13 protein-coding genes and 1 pseudogene are annotated in these 15,046 nt (G+C 57.0%); 10 read left to right on the top strand and 4 right to left on the bottom strand.

Annotated features, from left to right (window positions below; translation table 11 throughout):
• Window positions 1-52 precede the first annotated feature (52 nt).
• Window positions 53-187: pseudogene (locus ACR0KJ_RS18225) on the bottom strand (LacI family DNA-binding transcriptional regulator); the annotation flags it as partial.
• Between the two features lie 168 nt (window positions 188-355).
• On the opposite strand from ACR0KJ_RS18225, the gene ACR0KJ_RS18220 reads away from it, so the two are divergent.
• The 5 genes from ACR0KJ_RS18220 to ACR0KJ_RS18200 all read left to right on the top strand — a co-directional run bounded on the left by ACR0KJ_RS18220 (window position 356) and on the right by ACR0KJ_RS18200 (window position 5,120).
• Complete coding sequence (locus tag ACR0KJ_RS18220; protein ID WP_170714119.1) at window positions 356-1,351, top strand: TRAP transporter substrate-binding protein; 996 nt, start codon at window positions 356-358, stop codon at window positions 1,349-1,351.
• A 65-nt stretch (window positions 1,352-1,416) separates the two neighbouring features.
• Window positions 1,417-1,920, top strand: coding sequence for a TRAP transporter small permease (locus ACR0KJ_RS18215; protein ID WP_170410378.1), 504 nt, complete (start codon window positions 1,417-1,419; stop codon window positions 1,918-1,920).
• A 1-nt stretch (window position 1,921) separates the two neighbouring features.
• A complete protein-coding gene (locus tag ACR0KJ_RS18210) occupies window positions 1,922-3,202 on the top strand; it encodes a TRAP transporter large permease (RefSeq protein WP_170410381.1) in 1,281 nt (426 codons plus the stop codon).
• 149 nt (window positions 3,203-3,351) lie between these two features.
• Window positions 3,352-4,242, top strand: coding sequence for an NAD(P)-dependent oxidoreductase (locus ACR0KJ_RS18205; protein WP_480627352.1), 891 nt, complete (start codon window positions 3,352-3,354; stop codon window positions 4,240-4,242).
• 14 nt (window positions 4,243-4,256) lie between these two features.
• Window positions 4,257-5,120 carry a sugar phosphate isomerase/epimerase family protein gene (locus tag ACR0KJ_RS18200; protein WP_480627351.1) on the top strand — a complete coding sequence of 288 codons (864 nt, stop codon included), beginning with the start codon at window positions 4,257-4,259 and terminating at the stop codon, window positions 5,118-5,120.
• A 995-nt stretch (window positions 5,121-6,115) separates the two neighbouring features.
• Here ACR0KJ_RS18200 and ACR0KJ_RS18195 read toward each other — a convergent pair.
• Window positions 6,116-7,483, bottom strand: coding sequence for a sensor histidine kinase (locus ACR0KJ_RS18195; protein WP_480627350.1), 1,368 nt, complete (start codon window positions 7,481-7,483; stop codon window positions 6,116-6,118).
• Window positions 7,480-8,148 carry a response regulator transcription factor gene (locus tag ACR0KJ_RS18190; RefSeq protein ID WP_480627349.1) on the bottom strand — a complete coding sequence of 223 codons (669 nt, stop codon included), beginning with the start codon at window positions 8,146-8,148 and terminating at the stop codon, window positions 7,480-7,482. The genes ACR0KJ_RS18195 and ACR0KJ_RS18190 overlap by 4 nt, the downstream gene beginning before the upstream one ends.
• A 139-nt stretch (window positions 8,149-8,287) precedes the next feature.
• Here ACR0KJ_RS18190 and ACR0KJ_RS18185 point away from each other — a divergent pair, with 139 nt between their 5' ends.
• From ACR0KJ_RS18185 to ACR0KJ_RS18165, 5 genes are all read left to right on the top strand, one after another.
• Window positions 8,288-9,376, top strand: a complete 1,089-nt coding sequence (locus ACR0KJ_RS18185) for a type 2 periplasmic-binding domain-containing protein (RefSeq protein WP_170624810.1) — start codon at window positions 8,288-8,290, stop codon at window positions 9,374-9,376.
• A gap of 76 nt (window positions 9,377-9,452) precedes the next feature.
• Window positions 9,453-11,483, top strand: a complete 2,031-nt coding sequence (locus tag ACR0KJ_RS18180; RefSeq protein ID WP_480627348.1) for a tripartite tricarboxylate transporter permease — start codon at window positions 9,453-9,455, stop codon at window positions 11,481-11,483.
• A gap of 10 nt (window positions 11,484-11,493) precedes the next feature.
• A complete protein-coding gene (locus tag ACR0KJ_RS18175; RefSeq protein ID WP_480627347.1) occupies window positions 11,494-12,582 on the top strand; it encodes a 4-oxalomesaconate tautomerase in 1,089 nt (362 codons plus the stop codon).
• A gap of 49 nt (window positions 12,583-12,631) precedes the next feature.
• The gene (locus ACR0KJ_RS18170; RefSeq protein ID WP_480627346.1) at window positions 12,632-12,868 is read left to right on the top strand and encodes a hypothetical protein; all 237 of its coding nucleotides are present in this window, start codon (window positions 12,632-12,634) and stop codon (window positions 12,866-12,868) included.
• Complete coding sequence (locus tag ACR0KJ_RS18165; RefSeq protein WP_480627345.1) at window positions 12,865-13,845, top strand: D-2-hydroxyacid dehydrogenase family protein; 981 nt, start codon at window positions 12,865-12,867, stop codon at window positions 13,843-13,845. The genes ACR0KJ_RS18170 and ACR0KJ_RS18165 overlap by 4 nt, the downstream gene beginning before the upstream one ends.
• Here the strand turns inward: ACR0KJ_RS18165 and ACR0KJ_RS18160 are convergent.
• Window positions 13,814-14,878, bottom strand: a complete 1,065-nt coding sequence (locus tag ACR0KJ_RS18160) for an AbrB family transcriptional regulator (RefSeq protein WP_170456738.1) — start codon at window positions 14,876-14,878, stop codon at window positions 13,814-13,816. The genes ACR0KJ_RS18165 and ACR0KJ_RS18160 overlap by 32 nt on opposite strands.
• Window positions 14,879-15,046 lie beyond the last annotated feature (168 nt).

Below are 15,046 nucleotides of genomic sequence, written 5' to 3'. Positions count from 1 at the left end.
CAGGCTGGTCTAATTGAGCGCCGGATTCGATCGCGTGCTTGGCCTGCAAAACACGCTGGCGGGTCTCAGGCTTTACGTTAGATCTGTTGTTCAAAACCCGGTCAACCGTAGCGGTGCCGACCCCCGCAATCCTCGCAATCTCGGAGACGCGTGCCTTCTTTGGGATTATTATAGCTTCATCGCTCATAGACCCCTACTAACATCATTTCCGATCAAAAGCATCCTCAAACGATCTTTGTAGAACATCAAAAACCATCATTGCCGTCATTTGATGCAATTTTTCTTGCCACCGAATTGTGAGGGGGCTTATCCCAACGTCATGCAACGGGATCGAGTCCCGTTCAGGGAGGATAGCATGACCTACACAGCTAAATTACTGGCCGGGGTTACCGGCCTAATAATAACGGCCAGTACAGCACTGGCAGCGGACTTCACCTTTAAATATGGCAATGAGCAGCCGGAAACCTCAATCCGTTCGCAGTCCATGGACTGGTTCAAGACCGAACTTGAGAAACGTACGGACGGTCGCATCGAAGTCGAGAATTTCTTTGGTGCCGCGCTTGGTAATGAGCGTGAAATGATGGATCAGGTGACGGCCGGTTTGCTGCAAGGCACGCGTGGCGGTTTCTTTGCCGACGCGTCCGGGGCATTCAACCTGTACCAGTTGCCGTTCCTCGTCGCGAATTGGGATGAGATGGAATGTCTGGTCGGTTCGGACTTCACCAAGGGAGTGCAGGCTCGTGCCGAGGCGAACGGATATCACATCCCTGCCACCGGTATCAGCCAAGGGTTCCGGGCCTACACCAACAACGTTCAGCCAATAACATCGGTTGCTGATCTGCAAGGTCTGCGCATTCGCGAACCTCAATCTGATCTGATGATCGCCACGGGCACAGCCATCGGGTCGGTTCCGGTCGCCATGCCGTTTTCAGAGGCATATCAGGCATTCAAACAGGGCGTGATTGACGGGCAGCATAACCCGCCGCAAAATATCTGGGACTTCAATATTCACGAAGTGCAAAAGTATCTGACGCTGTCGAACCATATGACAGGCCCCGATCCTTTGATCGTCAACAAGGCGTGGTATGATGGTTTGCCCGAAGACCTTCAGGCCACCTTTGACGAGGTTGCGGTCGAAGCGATGGCGATGTCGGACAAGCTGTATCGCGATGCTGAAACGAACATCGTCGGCGAACTCGGCAAGCACATGGAGATCAACGAACTGACGCCCGAAGCCCTGGCGGGTTTCCAGGAAGCCGTTGCGCCGGTCTATCAACAGATGATCGACGCGGGTCATTTCACGATGGATGATATCGACGCAGCCCGTGCTGCAGCGGCGTCCTGCGGCTGATCTGAAACGGCAATTCCGGGCGCTCTTACTCTGCGCCCGGATTCCCTTCTTAACGGAACCGGTTTATGGATACGCTCTCTGCAATTGACCGTGTACTGACGCGCGTTATCGAAGCGTTGATGGTCGTGCTGTTTGGGGTGTTTTTGGTGATTGTCGTCACCAAAGTCCTGATGCGCCCCTTTGACATGGCGATCTACGGTGTCGACGAACAGGTCAAGATCGCGTTTCTTTGCACCTCGGCCTTGGGCGGTGCAGTCGCGATTACGAAGCGCGAGCATATCGCGATCACATTCTTCATCGACATGATGCCCTATTACGTCAAAATGGCCTTCTACGTGGCAGGGCTTGTCCTCGTGGGAGTGATGAACGCGGCTTTGGTGTGGCTGTCCATCGATTGGATCGCAGGGCCTGGGAAAAACATGTGGCAACCCTTCGGGATGCCTCAGGCTTATGTGTTCATCATTGTTCCGATCTCCTGTTCGATTGCCGTGTTCTATTGCTTTGTTCGTGTGGTTCTGACTCTGGGCGGTCGGGATTCCATCGATGTTCTCTGGATGCCGGAGGACTGACATGCTGATCCTGTTCGCCACACTGGGAATACTGTTGGTCTGCGGAGTTCCAATTGCCTATTCTCTGGGGCTGGCGTCACTGGCGTATTTCCTGATCGAGGCTCCCGCAGCGACCGGGTTCGTTGTTCAGCGTTTCTTCTCCGGCATCAATAATTATCCGCTGGTTTCACTGCCCTTCTTCATCCTGATGGGCTTGGTGATGAATTCCGGAGGCATCACGCGGCGCCTGCTAGACCTGTCCATGTTCTTCGTCGGCCGCCTTAAGGGCGGGCTGGGATTGGTTAACGTGGTCGGCTCGATGATCTTCGGCGGTATCTCGGGTTCTTCTGCCTCGGATACTGCTTCAATCGGGTCTGTTCTGATCCCTGAGATGGAAAAGCGCGGATACCCCAAGAGCTTTGCGGCGGGGATCACAGTTGCCTCATCCACAATGGGCATGATCATTCCGCCGTCTGTTCCGATGATCATCTACGCTGTTGCCGCTGAAGAAAGCATTGGTCGCCTGTTTCTGGGCGGGATCATTCCCGGCATCATGGTTGGCCTGCTGCAGCTGATCGTCGTGTGGTTGTTGGCCAAGAAGAACGATTACCCGACCGAAGATGTACCGTTCACGTTGGCCGAGGCAGGGCGACAGGCGCGGCGTTCGGCTGCCGTGGCGTTGATGCCAATCCTGATCGTGGGGTCGGTTGTATTCGGTTTCGTTACTCCGACCGAGACAGCCGGAGCGGCGGTGGTTTACGGTCTGATCATCGGCTTATTCATCGTCGGCTTCGGCGTTCTCAAAGATTTGCCGGGGGCCATGCGCCACGCGATCATCATGTCCGCCAAGATCATGATGATCATCGCGTTCAGTCAGGTGTTCATCACTGTACTGGCGCTGGAACGTGTACCCAATCAACTGGCCGATTTCGTTTCGGGCCTCGGACTTGGCCCGGTCGCTTTCATGGTTCTGACAGCCATTTTGATCCTGATGGCGGGTACGTTCATCGACGTTAGTCCCGCCATTCTATTACTGACACCGGTTTTGTTGCCGGTCGCTGAAAAGCTGGGCGTGTCTGGTGTGCATTTTGGTGTGGTGATGGTCTCGGGACTCGCGGTTGGTGCATGCACACCGCCAGTAGGAAATTGCCTGAATGTCTGCGCTGCAATCTGCCGTATGCCGATCGGAAAGATTTTCGTCGGTGCCGCGCCGTTCCTGCTGGCAAATGTGGTGGTGCTGATTTTGATCGCGATCTTCCCGCAACTGGTCCTTTGGATACCGGACGCGGTCATGGGTCCGTAGCCACACGGAATTGGGCAGCGGGGTGTCTTCCGGACCTGCCCGGCCTTGGTCAGCCAAAGCCTGAAATCCCCGCACACATCGACGCCTCGGAAGATGGGGCGCCAAACCTCAACTCCGGCCGGGCCGGACGACACATTAGGAAGACAATTATGCAACGTGCAGGTGTCATTGGATTAGGGGATATGGGCAGCGGGCTGGCGAAGAACCTGATCAAAAACGGGTTCGAAACCACCGGGTTTGATCTGAGTGAAGCGCGCCTGAAGGCGCTGGCTGAAATGGGCGGAACGCCTGCAGCAAGTGTTGCAGATGTAGGGGCCAACGCGGATGCAGTCTATGTCATGGTCATGAACGGCGATCAGGCCAAGGCTGTCATTCTTGGTGAAAACGGTCTGGTCCGTCACATGGCGCAGGGCGGCGCGGTCATTCTGACCGCCACGATCAAACCGCGTGAGGCCCGCGAGATTGGCGAGGCCATGGTCGGTTCGGGCATCCACCTGATCGACAGCCCTGTCTCTGGCGGCTTTCCGGGTGCGCAGGGCGGCACTCTTACCATGATGGCTGCGGCCCCTGATACCGTACTGGACGAATTCCAACCAGTGATGGAGGCGGTCTCGGCCACCATTCACCGCGTAGGGGACGGGCCCGGCCAAGGTCAGACCGTAAAAGCATGTCTGCAGACTCTGATCGGTTCAATCTTTTCGGCAACATTTGAGGCGTCGGTTCTTGCCGCCAAGGCGGGCGTGAAGGGCGAAAACCTGTTCAAGGTCTTTTCGACCTCTGGCGCGGGATGCGGATGCACCAACACAGCGCTGGAGAACATCATCGACCGTAAATTCGAAAACACTGGCTCGGGCATCGGCACCATGCACAAGGACCTGACCATCTCACTGGATCTGGCCGAAGAGCTCGGCGTTCCAATGCATACTGCTTCATCTGCCATGCAGATTTTCCATGCTGGCAAAACCAAATTCCCCGATGGCGACAACTGGGCCTGCACCCGCGTGATCGAAGACATTGTCGGCGCTGAGTTGCATCGCTGAGAAAGGACAAGAACATGAAACTTGGCGTTATCTGTGATGGCATCAGTCGCGACCTGAAACACTCGGTCGATGTGATGGATGAGTTTGACCTCGAATATGCCGAACTGCAATTTGTCGGCGATACGGAGGTTGGCGATCACTCTGCGGATGAGATCAGGGAAATTGACGCGCTGCTTCGGGATCGGGGCAAGCCTGTATCCTGTCTGTCGCGCCACATCTTCGCGGGAATGACCGGGGCGAACAAACCAGGGGACGACCTGCATAGCAAGCATATGGATGCTCTGAAGCGCGTGATCGACATGGCGCATGTGGTCGGCGGCCCATTGGTGCGCATTATGACTCCGAAGAAAGAGCAGATTCTGTGGGGGTCCGGAGGTGCAGAAAAATGGAACGTCGCCAAGGGTGCATGGGACGCGATGCTGCCCCTGATTGCACCGGCGATTGACGTTGCCAAGGACGGCGGAGTGACTTTGGTCGTCGAAACGGGCAACGGGACCATGGTGAATTCGAATTACACCGCCCGTAAGCTGATCGATGATCTGGATGCCAAAGACACGTTAAAGGTACTTTGGGATCCGGCCAACAATTGCTGGTGTCACGAACAAGCGTTTCCTGCTGGGTATGACGAGGTAAAAGATGGCTATCTCGGGCACATCCACATCAAGGACGTTCAAGTCGACACGCCCCGCGCAACATTGACGGTCAAACAAATGGGCGAAGGCCAACTGGCCGATCAGTTTCAGCCGATGGCGGATGCTCTGAAAACCGACGCCTATGATGGGGTGATATCATTCGAAAGTGTCTACCATCCCGGTAACGGAAATTTCGAAGACGGTTTCCGCCGCTGTATCGATCGCTTCAAAGAGCATTTTGGTTGAACCTCTGGCGAGACCAAAACGGCCAATCGATGTTCCTCCCAAAACATCGTTCGGCCGAAATACAGACCCGTCCTCAAGCGGGTCTGTTTTGGTTTTTCGGTGAAAACCGAATAACTGTCAAAAGATCTAGTTCTGCGTGACGATTGAGGAGAGTTCGCATTAATTTCCACAAAAAATTTCTCTTTCGGCGATTGTGTCGCAGTACTTCAATGGCAGCTTAGGCGGACCGCACCGTAGCGTGGAGATAGTCTGGTTGGCTTCTACAAGGTGTGATCCTTGCGCAGACCCAAGGCAGCAATCAGAGCTTCGAAGTCGCTCGTGCGCGCGCAGCATTTGTCAAAATGGGCTCTCCACACACCTTGGCCGCAGTGTCAATAAATAGGGGCTACCGGTATTGGGTCAGAAATGCTTGACGTTTGGGTCAGAATTGAATGACGTGATTTGCCCATTTATTGAGGTTTTGTGCGCCGATTGAGTCAGGAATCAGTGACGTTCCACAGTGCTTGTGTAAGGCGACACATAGTTCTGCCACCAGCGACAGAACCTTTCCATTTTCGCCTCACTTCCTTCATCTAACACCTGGACCGATCTCATTGATCCTGACTTCTTTTTGGGAAAATCAGGGCTGATTTGCAGATCAGACGCCGAAAGCGCCTGTTCCTGCTGATCTGCCACGTGGCGAACGCGGATGGGGGCGAGGCAATGCTATTCGACAATAGTGGTGCGGCCCGCAGGCGTAGCCGAGGACACGGTGTTGTCTAATAGGGTTGCCCGGGTGGGAAGGCAGCGTCTTACCCTTTACAGCCAGAGGCGTTTGGATTGTCCATATGCCGATGACCCAAAGCAGGTGCAGCGGAGCAGGCTGCGCCCTTACTGTTTGCGCAAGAACGCATTGTTATTCTAATGAAACTGGCGGAAACCGGTCATTCGCTGTAATCGCAATAATTCTCTTTGATTATGAAAGGTTTCGGGTTCCGGGCAGAAATAGAAACAAACTATAGGGCTATGGGAAGCTCGAGCGTAACGCTTGCTCCTTGCTCGACTTGGTTGATTGCGACCACTCCTCCGTGACGCTTCGCGACAGCTGAGACAATCGACAACCCTAAACCGCTACCTTCGGAATATTCCAGCTGCGAAAATCGACTGAAAACGGCTTCGCTTTGGTCGGGTGAAAGGCCGGTTCCGTCATCAGATACGGTTAGTTTGACGTTCCCCGCGTCACAACGCAGTACAACTGATATTCGACTCAGTTCAGCGCCGCCGTGCTTAAGCGCATTGTCCAGCAGGTTTTTGATAGCCTCTGCCAAAAAGATCCGATCTCCCGAGACCAAGATTGTTGGTTCTGGCAATGTGACTTCAAAATCGATCCCTTGTGTGAGGATATGAACGCCCATGTCAGCGCAGGCCTCTTCCACAACCGCACGGAAATCAATCTTGTCCATCTGATCCTGATGCGTAGGTTGCCGCAGTCGTTCCAGTGACAATAGTTGTTCCGCCACTGTAGCCGAATTCTTTGCCGCTGCCACCAGCTCGATTATCCGTTTGTCTTTGTCCTCATCTGTTTTTGCATCGCGCAATGCCTCAGCCATGGACTGGACCGCAGCCGCCGGATTTCGCAATTGATGCGCGGCTTCTGAGATAAACACCTGATGGGCGTTGATGCTGTGCTCGACCTGTCCAAACAGCCGGTTCAACGTCTGAACAATTCCATGAACCTCGACCGGGACCGGGCGTCTGATTTCGCTCAGGTCGTCAGGTGAGCGTAGGTCGATCGCATCCTGCAAATCCAGCAAGGGGCGCAACCCGCGTGCGACCCCGAACCACACGACAACGGCAAGGGTGGTCAGCAGAATACCCATCAGGATCGCGGCGCGGATCGACAGTTCGTTGGCAAAAGCGTTGCGGTCCGCAACGCGTTGCCACGCTGTGACTGTCGCATCGCCCACCAGGTTATCCAACGTGACCCGCTCAGTCATTTTCAGCACGCGCACCGACTCATCCCGATAAACTGCTTCGAAAAATTGCGGCTGGTATGCGTCTTGCTCTGACGGGTTTGCAGCGGCCGGAGGATATGCATACCCTGTGACGTAGATGCCACCGGGTCCGGTCACGTGATAAAAAATCTCCCCGCCTGACGCATCGCGGATCAAGCTGCGCGTGGTGGGCGACAAGGCATCGCCTTCTGACACAGCCACGTCGCGCGAAATGGCCAGACCGGCGGATAGCAGGCTGTCGTCAAATAACTCCTGCGCCGTTTTCTGGGCCACGGTGTAGCGCCAGTATCCAAGCAGGATTGCGAGCAGCACCAATGGCGTCAGGATCAGAATGAAAAGCCTGAGCCTGAGTGAGCCGTGCCGGATCACTTCTGCACCTCTAGCAGATATCCAAGGCCACGGGCGGTCTTGATCCGGATGCCAAGGTTCTGAAGGCGTTTGCGCAGTCGTGACACATGCGGCTCGACGGCTGAATCGTCGACATCGGCGCCCACGCCGTAGACGTAATCGGTCAACTGACTTTTGGGGACGATCCTGCCCCGCCGTTCCAGCAGGCATTCAAGCACAGCCATTTCCCGACGCGGCACATCGAGAATTTGGCCCTTTGCGCTCACCTGCCGGGCGGTGCGGTCGAACTCAAGATCTCCGATGGTCTCGCGCGCGCCATAATCCAGTTGTTTGCGACGGGACAGCGCGCGGATGCGGGCTTCGAGTTCGTCCATTTCGAAGGGTTTCACGAGGTAATCGTCAGCGCCCATATCCAGACCGGAAACACGGTCGCTGGTCTCGGTACGTGCGGTTAGCAGGATGACAGGCGCGCTGTCGCCCCGGTTGCGCAGGGACCGCAAGATCTCAAGCCCTGACCGACCCGGCAGGTTGATGTCCAGAACGATCAGGTCTGCGCCTTCCTGTTCCAGATACAAATCGGCCGCGACACCATCTGTCAGCACGTCAGCGGCATGGCCCCTGTCCCGCAGGCGATAGGCAATGGCGTTGGCGAGGGTCTCGTTATCCTCGATGATGACGATCCGCATTCGGGCTCCTGCAAGTTTCGCGCAAGGTTGGCGCTCCATGATTGCCAGATGGGAGGGGGAATCAACCCCACAGTTCTATTTGCAATCACGGTGGTGCGGAGGGCGCTGACGTGGTTGTCTGGTCAACAGGGAGGAACCAATGGCCATTTCCAACTTCACCCGTCGCGCCGTCGTGGGGCTGATTGCCGCCGCCGGACTCGCCGCACCTGCCGCTGCCGAGGTCGATTTCTCGGGCAAGACCATCGAATGGGTCATTCCGTTCTCGGAAACGGGCGGGTCGGCCAAATGGGCCAACTTCTTTGCCCCGCTTCTGTCCGAGGCGCTGCCGGGTCAGCCGACTGTGGTAGTTAAGTTCATGCCCGGTGCAGGATCGACCAAAGGTGCGAACTGGTTTCAGGAGCAGGAGCACGACGATGGCACCCTGCTGTTTGGCACGTCGGGTTCAACACAGTTCCCGTATCTGCTGAGCGACCCGCGTGTGCGCTACGAATACAACGATTGGATTCCGGTTATGGCGTCGGGTACCGGTGGCGTTGCCTATCTGAACGCCGAGGATGGAGCCAAGTTTGATGGTTCTGCCAATGCGCTGAAAGACACCAACTTCATCTACGGCTCGCAGGGCGCGACTCGTTTAGACCTTGTGCCGCTGCTGGCCTGGCAGATGCTGGGCATGAATGTTGAGCCTGTCTTTGGCATCAAGGGCCGCGGTGATGGCCGCCTGATGTTCGAACGTGGTGAAGCCAATATCGATTACCAAACGTCCTCGGGCTATCTGGGCGGCTCGGCCCCGCTGGTCGAGGCTGGTCAGGCCGTTCCGATGATGACGTGGGGCGCGTTGGATGCGGATGGCAATATCGTGCGCGACCCGACATTCCCGGATATTCCGACCTTTAAAGAGGTTTGCGAGGCCACAGATGGTTGCGAAACCAGCGGTGAGGCTTGGGATGCGTGGAAAGCCTTCTTCGTGGCAGGCTTCCCGGTTCAGAAGCTGGCCTTCCTGCCCGGTGACACGCCGCAAGAGGTCGTCGATGCCTATACAGCAGCGTTCCAAGCTGTGACCGAGCGGGGCGATTTTGCTGATATCTCCTCGAAACGCGTTGGTAAGTATCCTGTTTTTGTCGGCGAAGGCTCAAAATCTGCTCTGCAGACGGCGACCAATGTGGACGACAATGCCAAGCAATACGTCCTGAACTGGCTGAAAGAGGCCTACGGCGTCGAGCTGAACTAAGCTGACACGTCGTCGCGCGCCCAACGAAGGGCGCGCGTTTCTCTACATACAAAACAGTTAATGAAAGGCGGCCGCTATGGAGGTTTTCGCCACCGCTCTGCCTGCGCTTGGTGACGCGTGGGGTCTTATCCTGCAACCTATCGTATTGGGTTATCTTGTGCTCGGCGTCGTTATGGGGCTGGCTGTAGGTGTTTTCCCAGGGCTTGGAGGCATTGCCGGCCTTTCGCTGTTGCTGCCTTTCATGTTTGGAATGGACCCGATCCTTGGTCTGGCACTGATGATCGGCATGGTGGCGGTGGTGCCGACCTCGGACACATTCGCGTCCGTCCTGATGGGCATTCCCGGCAGTTCCGCCTCGCAAGCGACGGTGCTGGACGGCTTCCCTATGGCCAAAAAGGGCGAGGCCGCGCGGGCGCTGTCGGCGGCTTTTTCCTCGTCCCTCTTCGGCGGGCTGGTCGGCGCGACCTTCCTGACCATGTTCATTCTGATCGCGCGGCCCATCGTTCTGGCCTTCGGCCTGCCCGAGATGTTGATGATCACAATTCTCGGCCTGTCGATGGTCGCCATTTTGGCCGGGCGGATCCCGCTGAAAGGAGTCGCCGCCGCCGGTCTGGGCTTGATGGTCGGTACCATTGGTGAGGCCGACGCTGGCGGCTCGCTGCGCATGGCGACTTATGACATTCCTTATCTGACGGACGGCCTGAAGCTGGTCATCGTTGGCCTGGGAATCTTTGCGGTGCCCGAGATCGTATCGCTGCTGCGTCAAGATCGGTCGATTGCCAAAGGGGCCTCACTGGGCGCCGGTTGGCTGGACGGTGTCAAAGACTGGTTCGCAAATATATGGCTGTCGGTGCGTTGTTCGATCATTGGCGTGATTGTTGGCGTCATACCCGGCCTCGGCGGCTCGGTTGTCGACTGGATTGCCTACGGCCATTCGGTTCAATCCACCAAGGACAAGAGCAATTTCGGCAAAGGCGAAGTGCGCGGAGTCATCGGCCCGGAAAGCTCGAACAACGCCAAGGAGGGCGGCGGGCTGGTGCCAACTTTGCTGTTTGGCATTCCCGGTTCCGGCTCAATGGCGATCTTTATCGGCGCGGTGGCCCTGCTGGGGTCTGGCGATATCGAGGTCGGTCCAAGCATGCTGAAAGACAATCTCGACATCACCTATTCAATCGTTTGGCTGCTGGCGCTGGCCAACGTCGTGGGCACGATCTTGTGCATCGCGGCATCGGGCGGGATCGCCAAGCTGACCACGATCCGCTTCACCTATCTGGCCCCGTTCCTGTTCATGCTGATCAGCTTTGCGGCGTTCCAGTCCGGTCAGAACTTCGAAGACCTGCTGGCCTTGTTCGTGATCGGCCTGATCGGCATCTTCCTGCGCCGATTCGACTGGTCGCGCCCCGCCTTCCTGATCGGTTTCGTTCTGTCGAACCCGGTTGAGAAGTTCACCAATCAGGCGTTCCAGATCGCCTCATTCCGGTTCCGCAAAAGCTTTGGCGAGGGGATGGAATATGTCTTCAGCCCTATCGTCATCGTACTGATCGTGGTTACGGTTGTTTCGGTCATACTGGGAATCCGTCAGGCCAAGATGATCATGGCTGAGGGTGACGTGCAGGCAGGGACCAAGCGCGCGCCTTTGATCTTCCTGCTGGTGATCATGGCCTATCTGATCGTTGCCCTGATCAACGCCAACATGATCCCCGATTATAACATGACCGACAAGATCATCCCGTTGGTGATCGGCAGCGTCTCGCTATTCTGTTGCGTGATCCTTCTGATCCAGATGATGCGACGTCCCGAAGGCGACGTGATCTTTGCCGACAAGGAAATCGCCGGTGAAGACGCCAGCGCACCCCACGGTCTGTGGTCCACTCTGGCGTGGTTCGCCAGTTTGATCGCGACCACGTGGGTGGTGGGCTTCATCCTCGCCCTGATAGGGTTCCTGATCGCCTTTCTCCGTATCCGCGCCGGGTCCAGCTGGCAGATGACTCTGATCCTGACCGCCTGCGGCATCGGGTTCATGTGCCTGATGGCGGGCGCTCTGAACCGCGATTTCCCGCCGGGTCTGTTGCAGGACATGGTCAGCGTGCCCTGGCCGTTGAAGTGAGGGGTTCAAGATGACTCAAACCGCAATCCCTTATATGTTGATGCGCGGCGGCACGTCGAAAGGCCCGTATTTCCGCCGCTCGGATTTGCCTGAGGATCTGGACGCGCTGGCCGAGGTGCTGATCGCCGCTCTTGGGTCCGGGCAGTCGCTGAACATCGACGGCATCGGCGGCGGCGCGGCGGTGACCACAAAAGTCGCGATGCTGTCGGTCAGTGAGGATGAGTGGGTCGATATCGACTATTTCTTCGCTCAGGTCTCGGTCGAGGAAAAGCTGGTCGATTTCAAACCCACTTGCGGCAATATCCTGTCTGGGGTTGCCCCTGCTGCCATTGAGATGGGGCTGTTCCAACCGCAGGGCGATGAAACCGAGATCCGCATCCGGGCCGTCAACACCGGAGCTCGGGTCGTGGCCAAGGTGAATACACCCGGGGGCGAATTGACCTATGAGGGCGATGCGGAAATTGCAGGCGTTCCCGGTCATTCCGCGCCGGTGCAGCTCAGTTTCATGGGCGTGGTGGGCTCGGCCACCGGAGCGTTCCTGCCCACGGGCAACTTGCGCGATACAGTTCAGGGCGTCGAATTGACCTGCATGGATGTCGCCATGCCGATGGCCATCGCTCGTGCTACCGACTTCGGATTGACCGGCTATGAGAGCGCCAAGGAGCTGGACGCAAACCGCGCGTTCTTTGACCGGATGGAGGCCGTTAGGATCGAAGCAGGGCAGCGGATAGGTATGGGGGATGTGTCCAAATCGGTCACCCCTAAGTTCGGCCTTGTCGCGCCTGCCAGAGAGGGCGGAACGCTCGCAGTGCGGTATTTCATGCCGTGGAAAACCCACCCGACCATGGCGGTCACCGGCGCGCAATGCATGGCGTCTTGCGCGTTGACGCCCGGGACTGTTGCGGACGGTTTGCTGGATCGCCCCACGAAAAGCCCAGCCGAAGTTGTTCTGGAACACGCCTCGGGCAAAATAGACGTGCTGGTCGATTTCACTACCGACGACGTTTTCACCGTGAACGCGGCGGGCTTAGTTCGAACTGCGCGCAAGTTGGCGGACGGGCATGTTTATGTGCCGCAATCTGTTTGGGACGGGAGTTGATTAGGTGGCAGCCATAAAGTATACTATGGTATACAAAAAGGAGGTCACGATGGACGACTATTCGGAATGCCTCGGTATCGCGCGTCAGGAACTAAAGCTGGCGCAAGCGGCCTTGCGGCGAGATATGGCAGAATACCCAACGCCGATCGCCGGGTGTGATGAGCAGTTCAACCATCTGCTGGATCAAAGCGAACGGGTCCGAAACGCTCTGGCCGCCCTTGACGCACCGCATTTTGTCCCGACGCCAAGAAAACTGAACACTGAGCAGGGTATAGAAAGCCGATGAAGGTCCACATTCTTGATGACTGGTTTGACACGCTGCGTGGCCTGCCTTGCTTTGAGAAACTCACCGGTCATGAGGTGACGGTATGGACGGATCATGTCGAAGACACTGACACTCTGGCCGAACGACTGCAGGACGCAGAGGTGCTTGTCCTGTTCCGCGAACGTACCAAAGTCACCCGCGCCTTGCTGGAGAAATTACCAAACCTGAAACTGATCAGCCAGCGCAGCGTTTATCCTCATGTCGATGTTGAGGCCTGCACAGATCACGACGTGCTGCTGTGCTCAAACATGCATGGCGGGACGCCGTCTTATGCTGCAGCCGAACTTACTTGGGCGTTAATCATGGCCGGGGTGCGGGATTTGCCCGCACAAATGGCCTCCGTCAAAGCAGGGCACTGGCAGGCGGGCGTGGGCAAGACGCTGCGGGGGCGTCAGTTGGGGCTCTATGGCTATGGCCGCATTGCTCGCGCCATTGCAAGTTATGCCGAGGCCTTTGGGATGAATGTGATCTGGTGGTCATCCGTAGAAGGCCGGGCGCGTGCGCAGGCGGATGGCATGCAGGTCGCGCCAAGCCGTGAAGCGTTCTTTGCCGACAGCGATGTTGTCTCAGTCCATGTGCGCCTGAAACCTAACACGCGTGGGATCATCACCGCATCGGATTTCGCACAGATGCAGCCGGAGGCGCTGTTTGTGAACACCTCGCGAGCCGGGCTGATCGCGTCTGGTGCTTTGCTTGAGGCGCTGAACGTCGGTCGCCCCGGCAAAGCGGCGATTGATGTGTTCGATTCCGAGCCACTGATTGATCCGACCGACCCGCTTTTGTCACATCCCAACCTGATCGCGACCCCACATATCGGCTTTGTCACTGAAGACGAGTTCGACCTGCAATTCGCGGATATTTTCGATCAGGTGAACGCCTATGCCGAAGGCGCTCCGATCCACATGATCAACCCCGAGGTTTGGACCAGCGCAGAATAAGATTTGCGGCGATGGGCGCACCGATGATCACCAGCACGATCCTTGTCAGATGGTGGGTGATCACAAAGCCCAAATCCGCGCCCGAGACGATGGCCAGCACCGTCATCTCTGCCTGCCCACCGGGCGCGAAGGCCAGAAACGCCTCGACAGGTTGGCCCAGTCCCAAGGTGGTGACAACGGCGGTGAAAGCGGCTGCCAGGACGGCAAGGACAATGACATAGGCGAAGCCCGCTGCCACTACCCGGCGTAGTTCGACCCATGTGACACCTACGAATTTCACACCAATTCCGCAGCCAATGAAAAACTGCGCTGCAAGGATGGCCTCGCGAGGCGGTCGGGTATGAATGAAGTCGCCCAGTGACAAGGCTGCCGTCAGGATCATTGGCCCCAGGATTGACGCCCCGAACAGGCCGATCCGCTCTCCGCCTTTCCAGCCGACAATGGCGGCCAGAACCATCAGCGCCAATTCATGTATTGGCAGGTTGTGCGCGGGCTCGCCAATCGGATTGGTGAGTTGGGCATCATAGAACACAGTGAGGAACAAGGGGGCCAACGTCACGATGATCAGCACGCGCGTACCGTGGATCAAGGACAAGGTACGCGGATTGGCCCCGGCCTCAGTGCCAAAAATGATCATGTCTTGCAAACCGCCCGGCATGGCTGCGTAGAAAGCCGTTGTGGAGTCAAAGCCCCAGAATTTGCGAAAGAATGGCACACCTACCAGCGCGATCAGCAGGATGAAGAACGGGATCAGCGCAATTGACGCGGCCATTTTCGGCAATTCAGCAAACAGAGCCGGCGTAATCGATGCCCCTACCGCCACGCCCAGTATAGTGCGGGCGGCAACCGAGACCTGTCCAAAGCCTTCCATCGGTGCGTGCGCAAGAGCTGCAATCAAACATGCGCTCATTGGCCCGAACAGAAAAGGTAGCGGCAGGTTGAGCGCCCAAAATACCCCAGTGCCCAACACCGCCAGGCCGAGCGTGACGGCCCGTTTCGTCAGAAGAGAGGGGGTATCGGTTTGGCTGTGCAAGGTAAGCGTTCCAGCTTCGTTGACTTATAATATATCCATATGTATACAACTGGATGCAATATAACAAGAGAACCTGCGATGACCCTTCATGACGCCCCGTTACAACCTGGTCCACAAGGCAATTCTGCGTATCAGCGCCTGCTGGACGAGATTCGCGAGGGCACTCTT

The sequence above is a fragment of the Ruegeria sp. AD6 genome, from assembly GCF_056542325.1.
The sequence above is the reverse complement of the archived record's forward strand: the minus strand, read 5'-3'. Positions and strand labels throughout refer to the sequence as shown.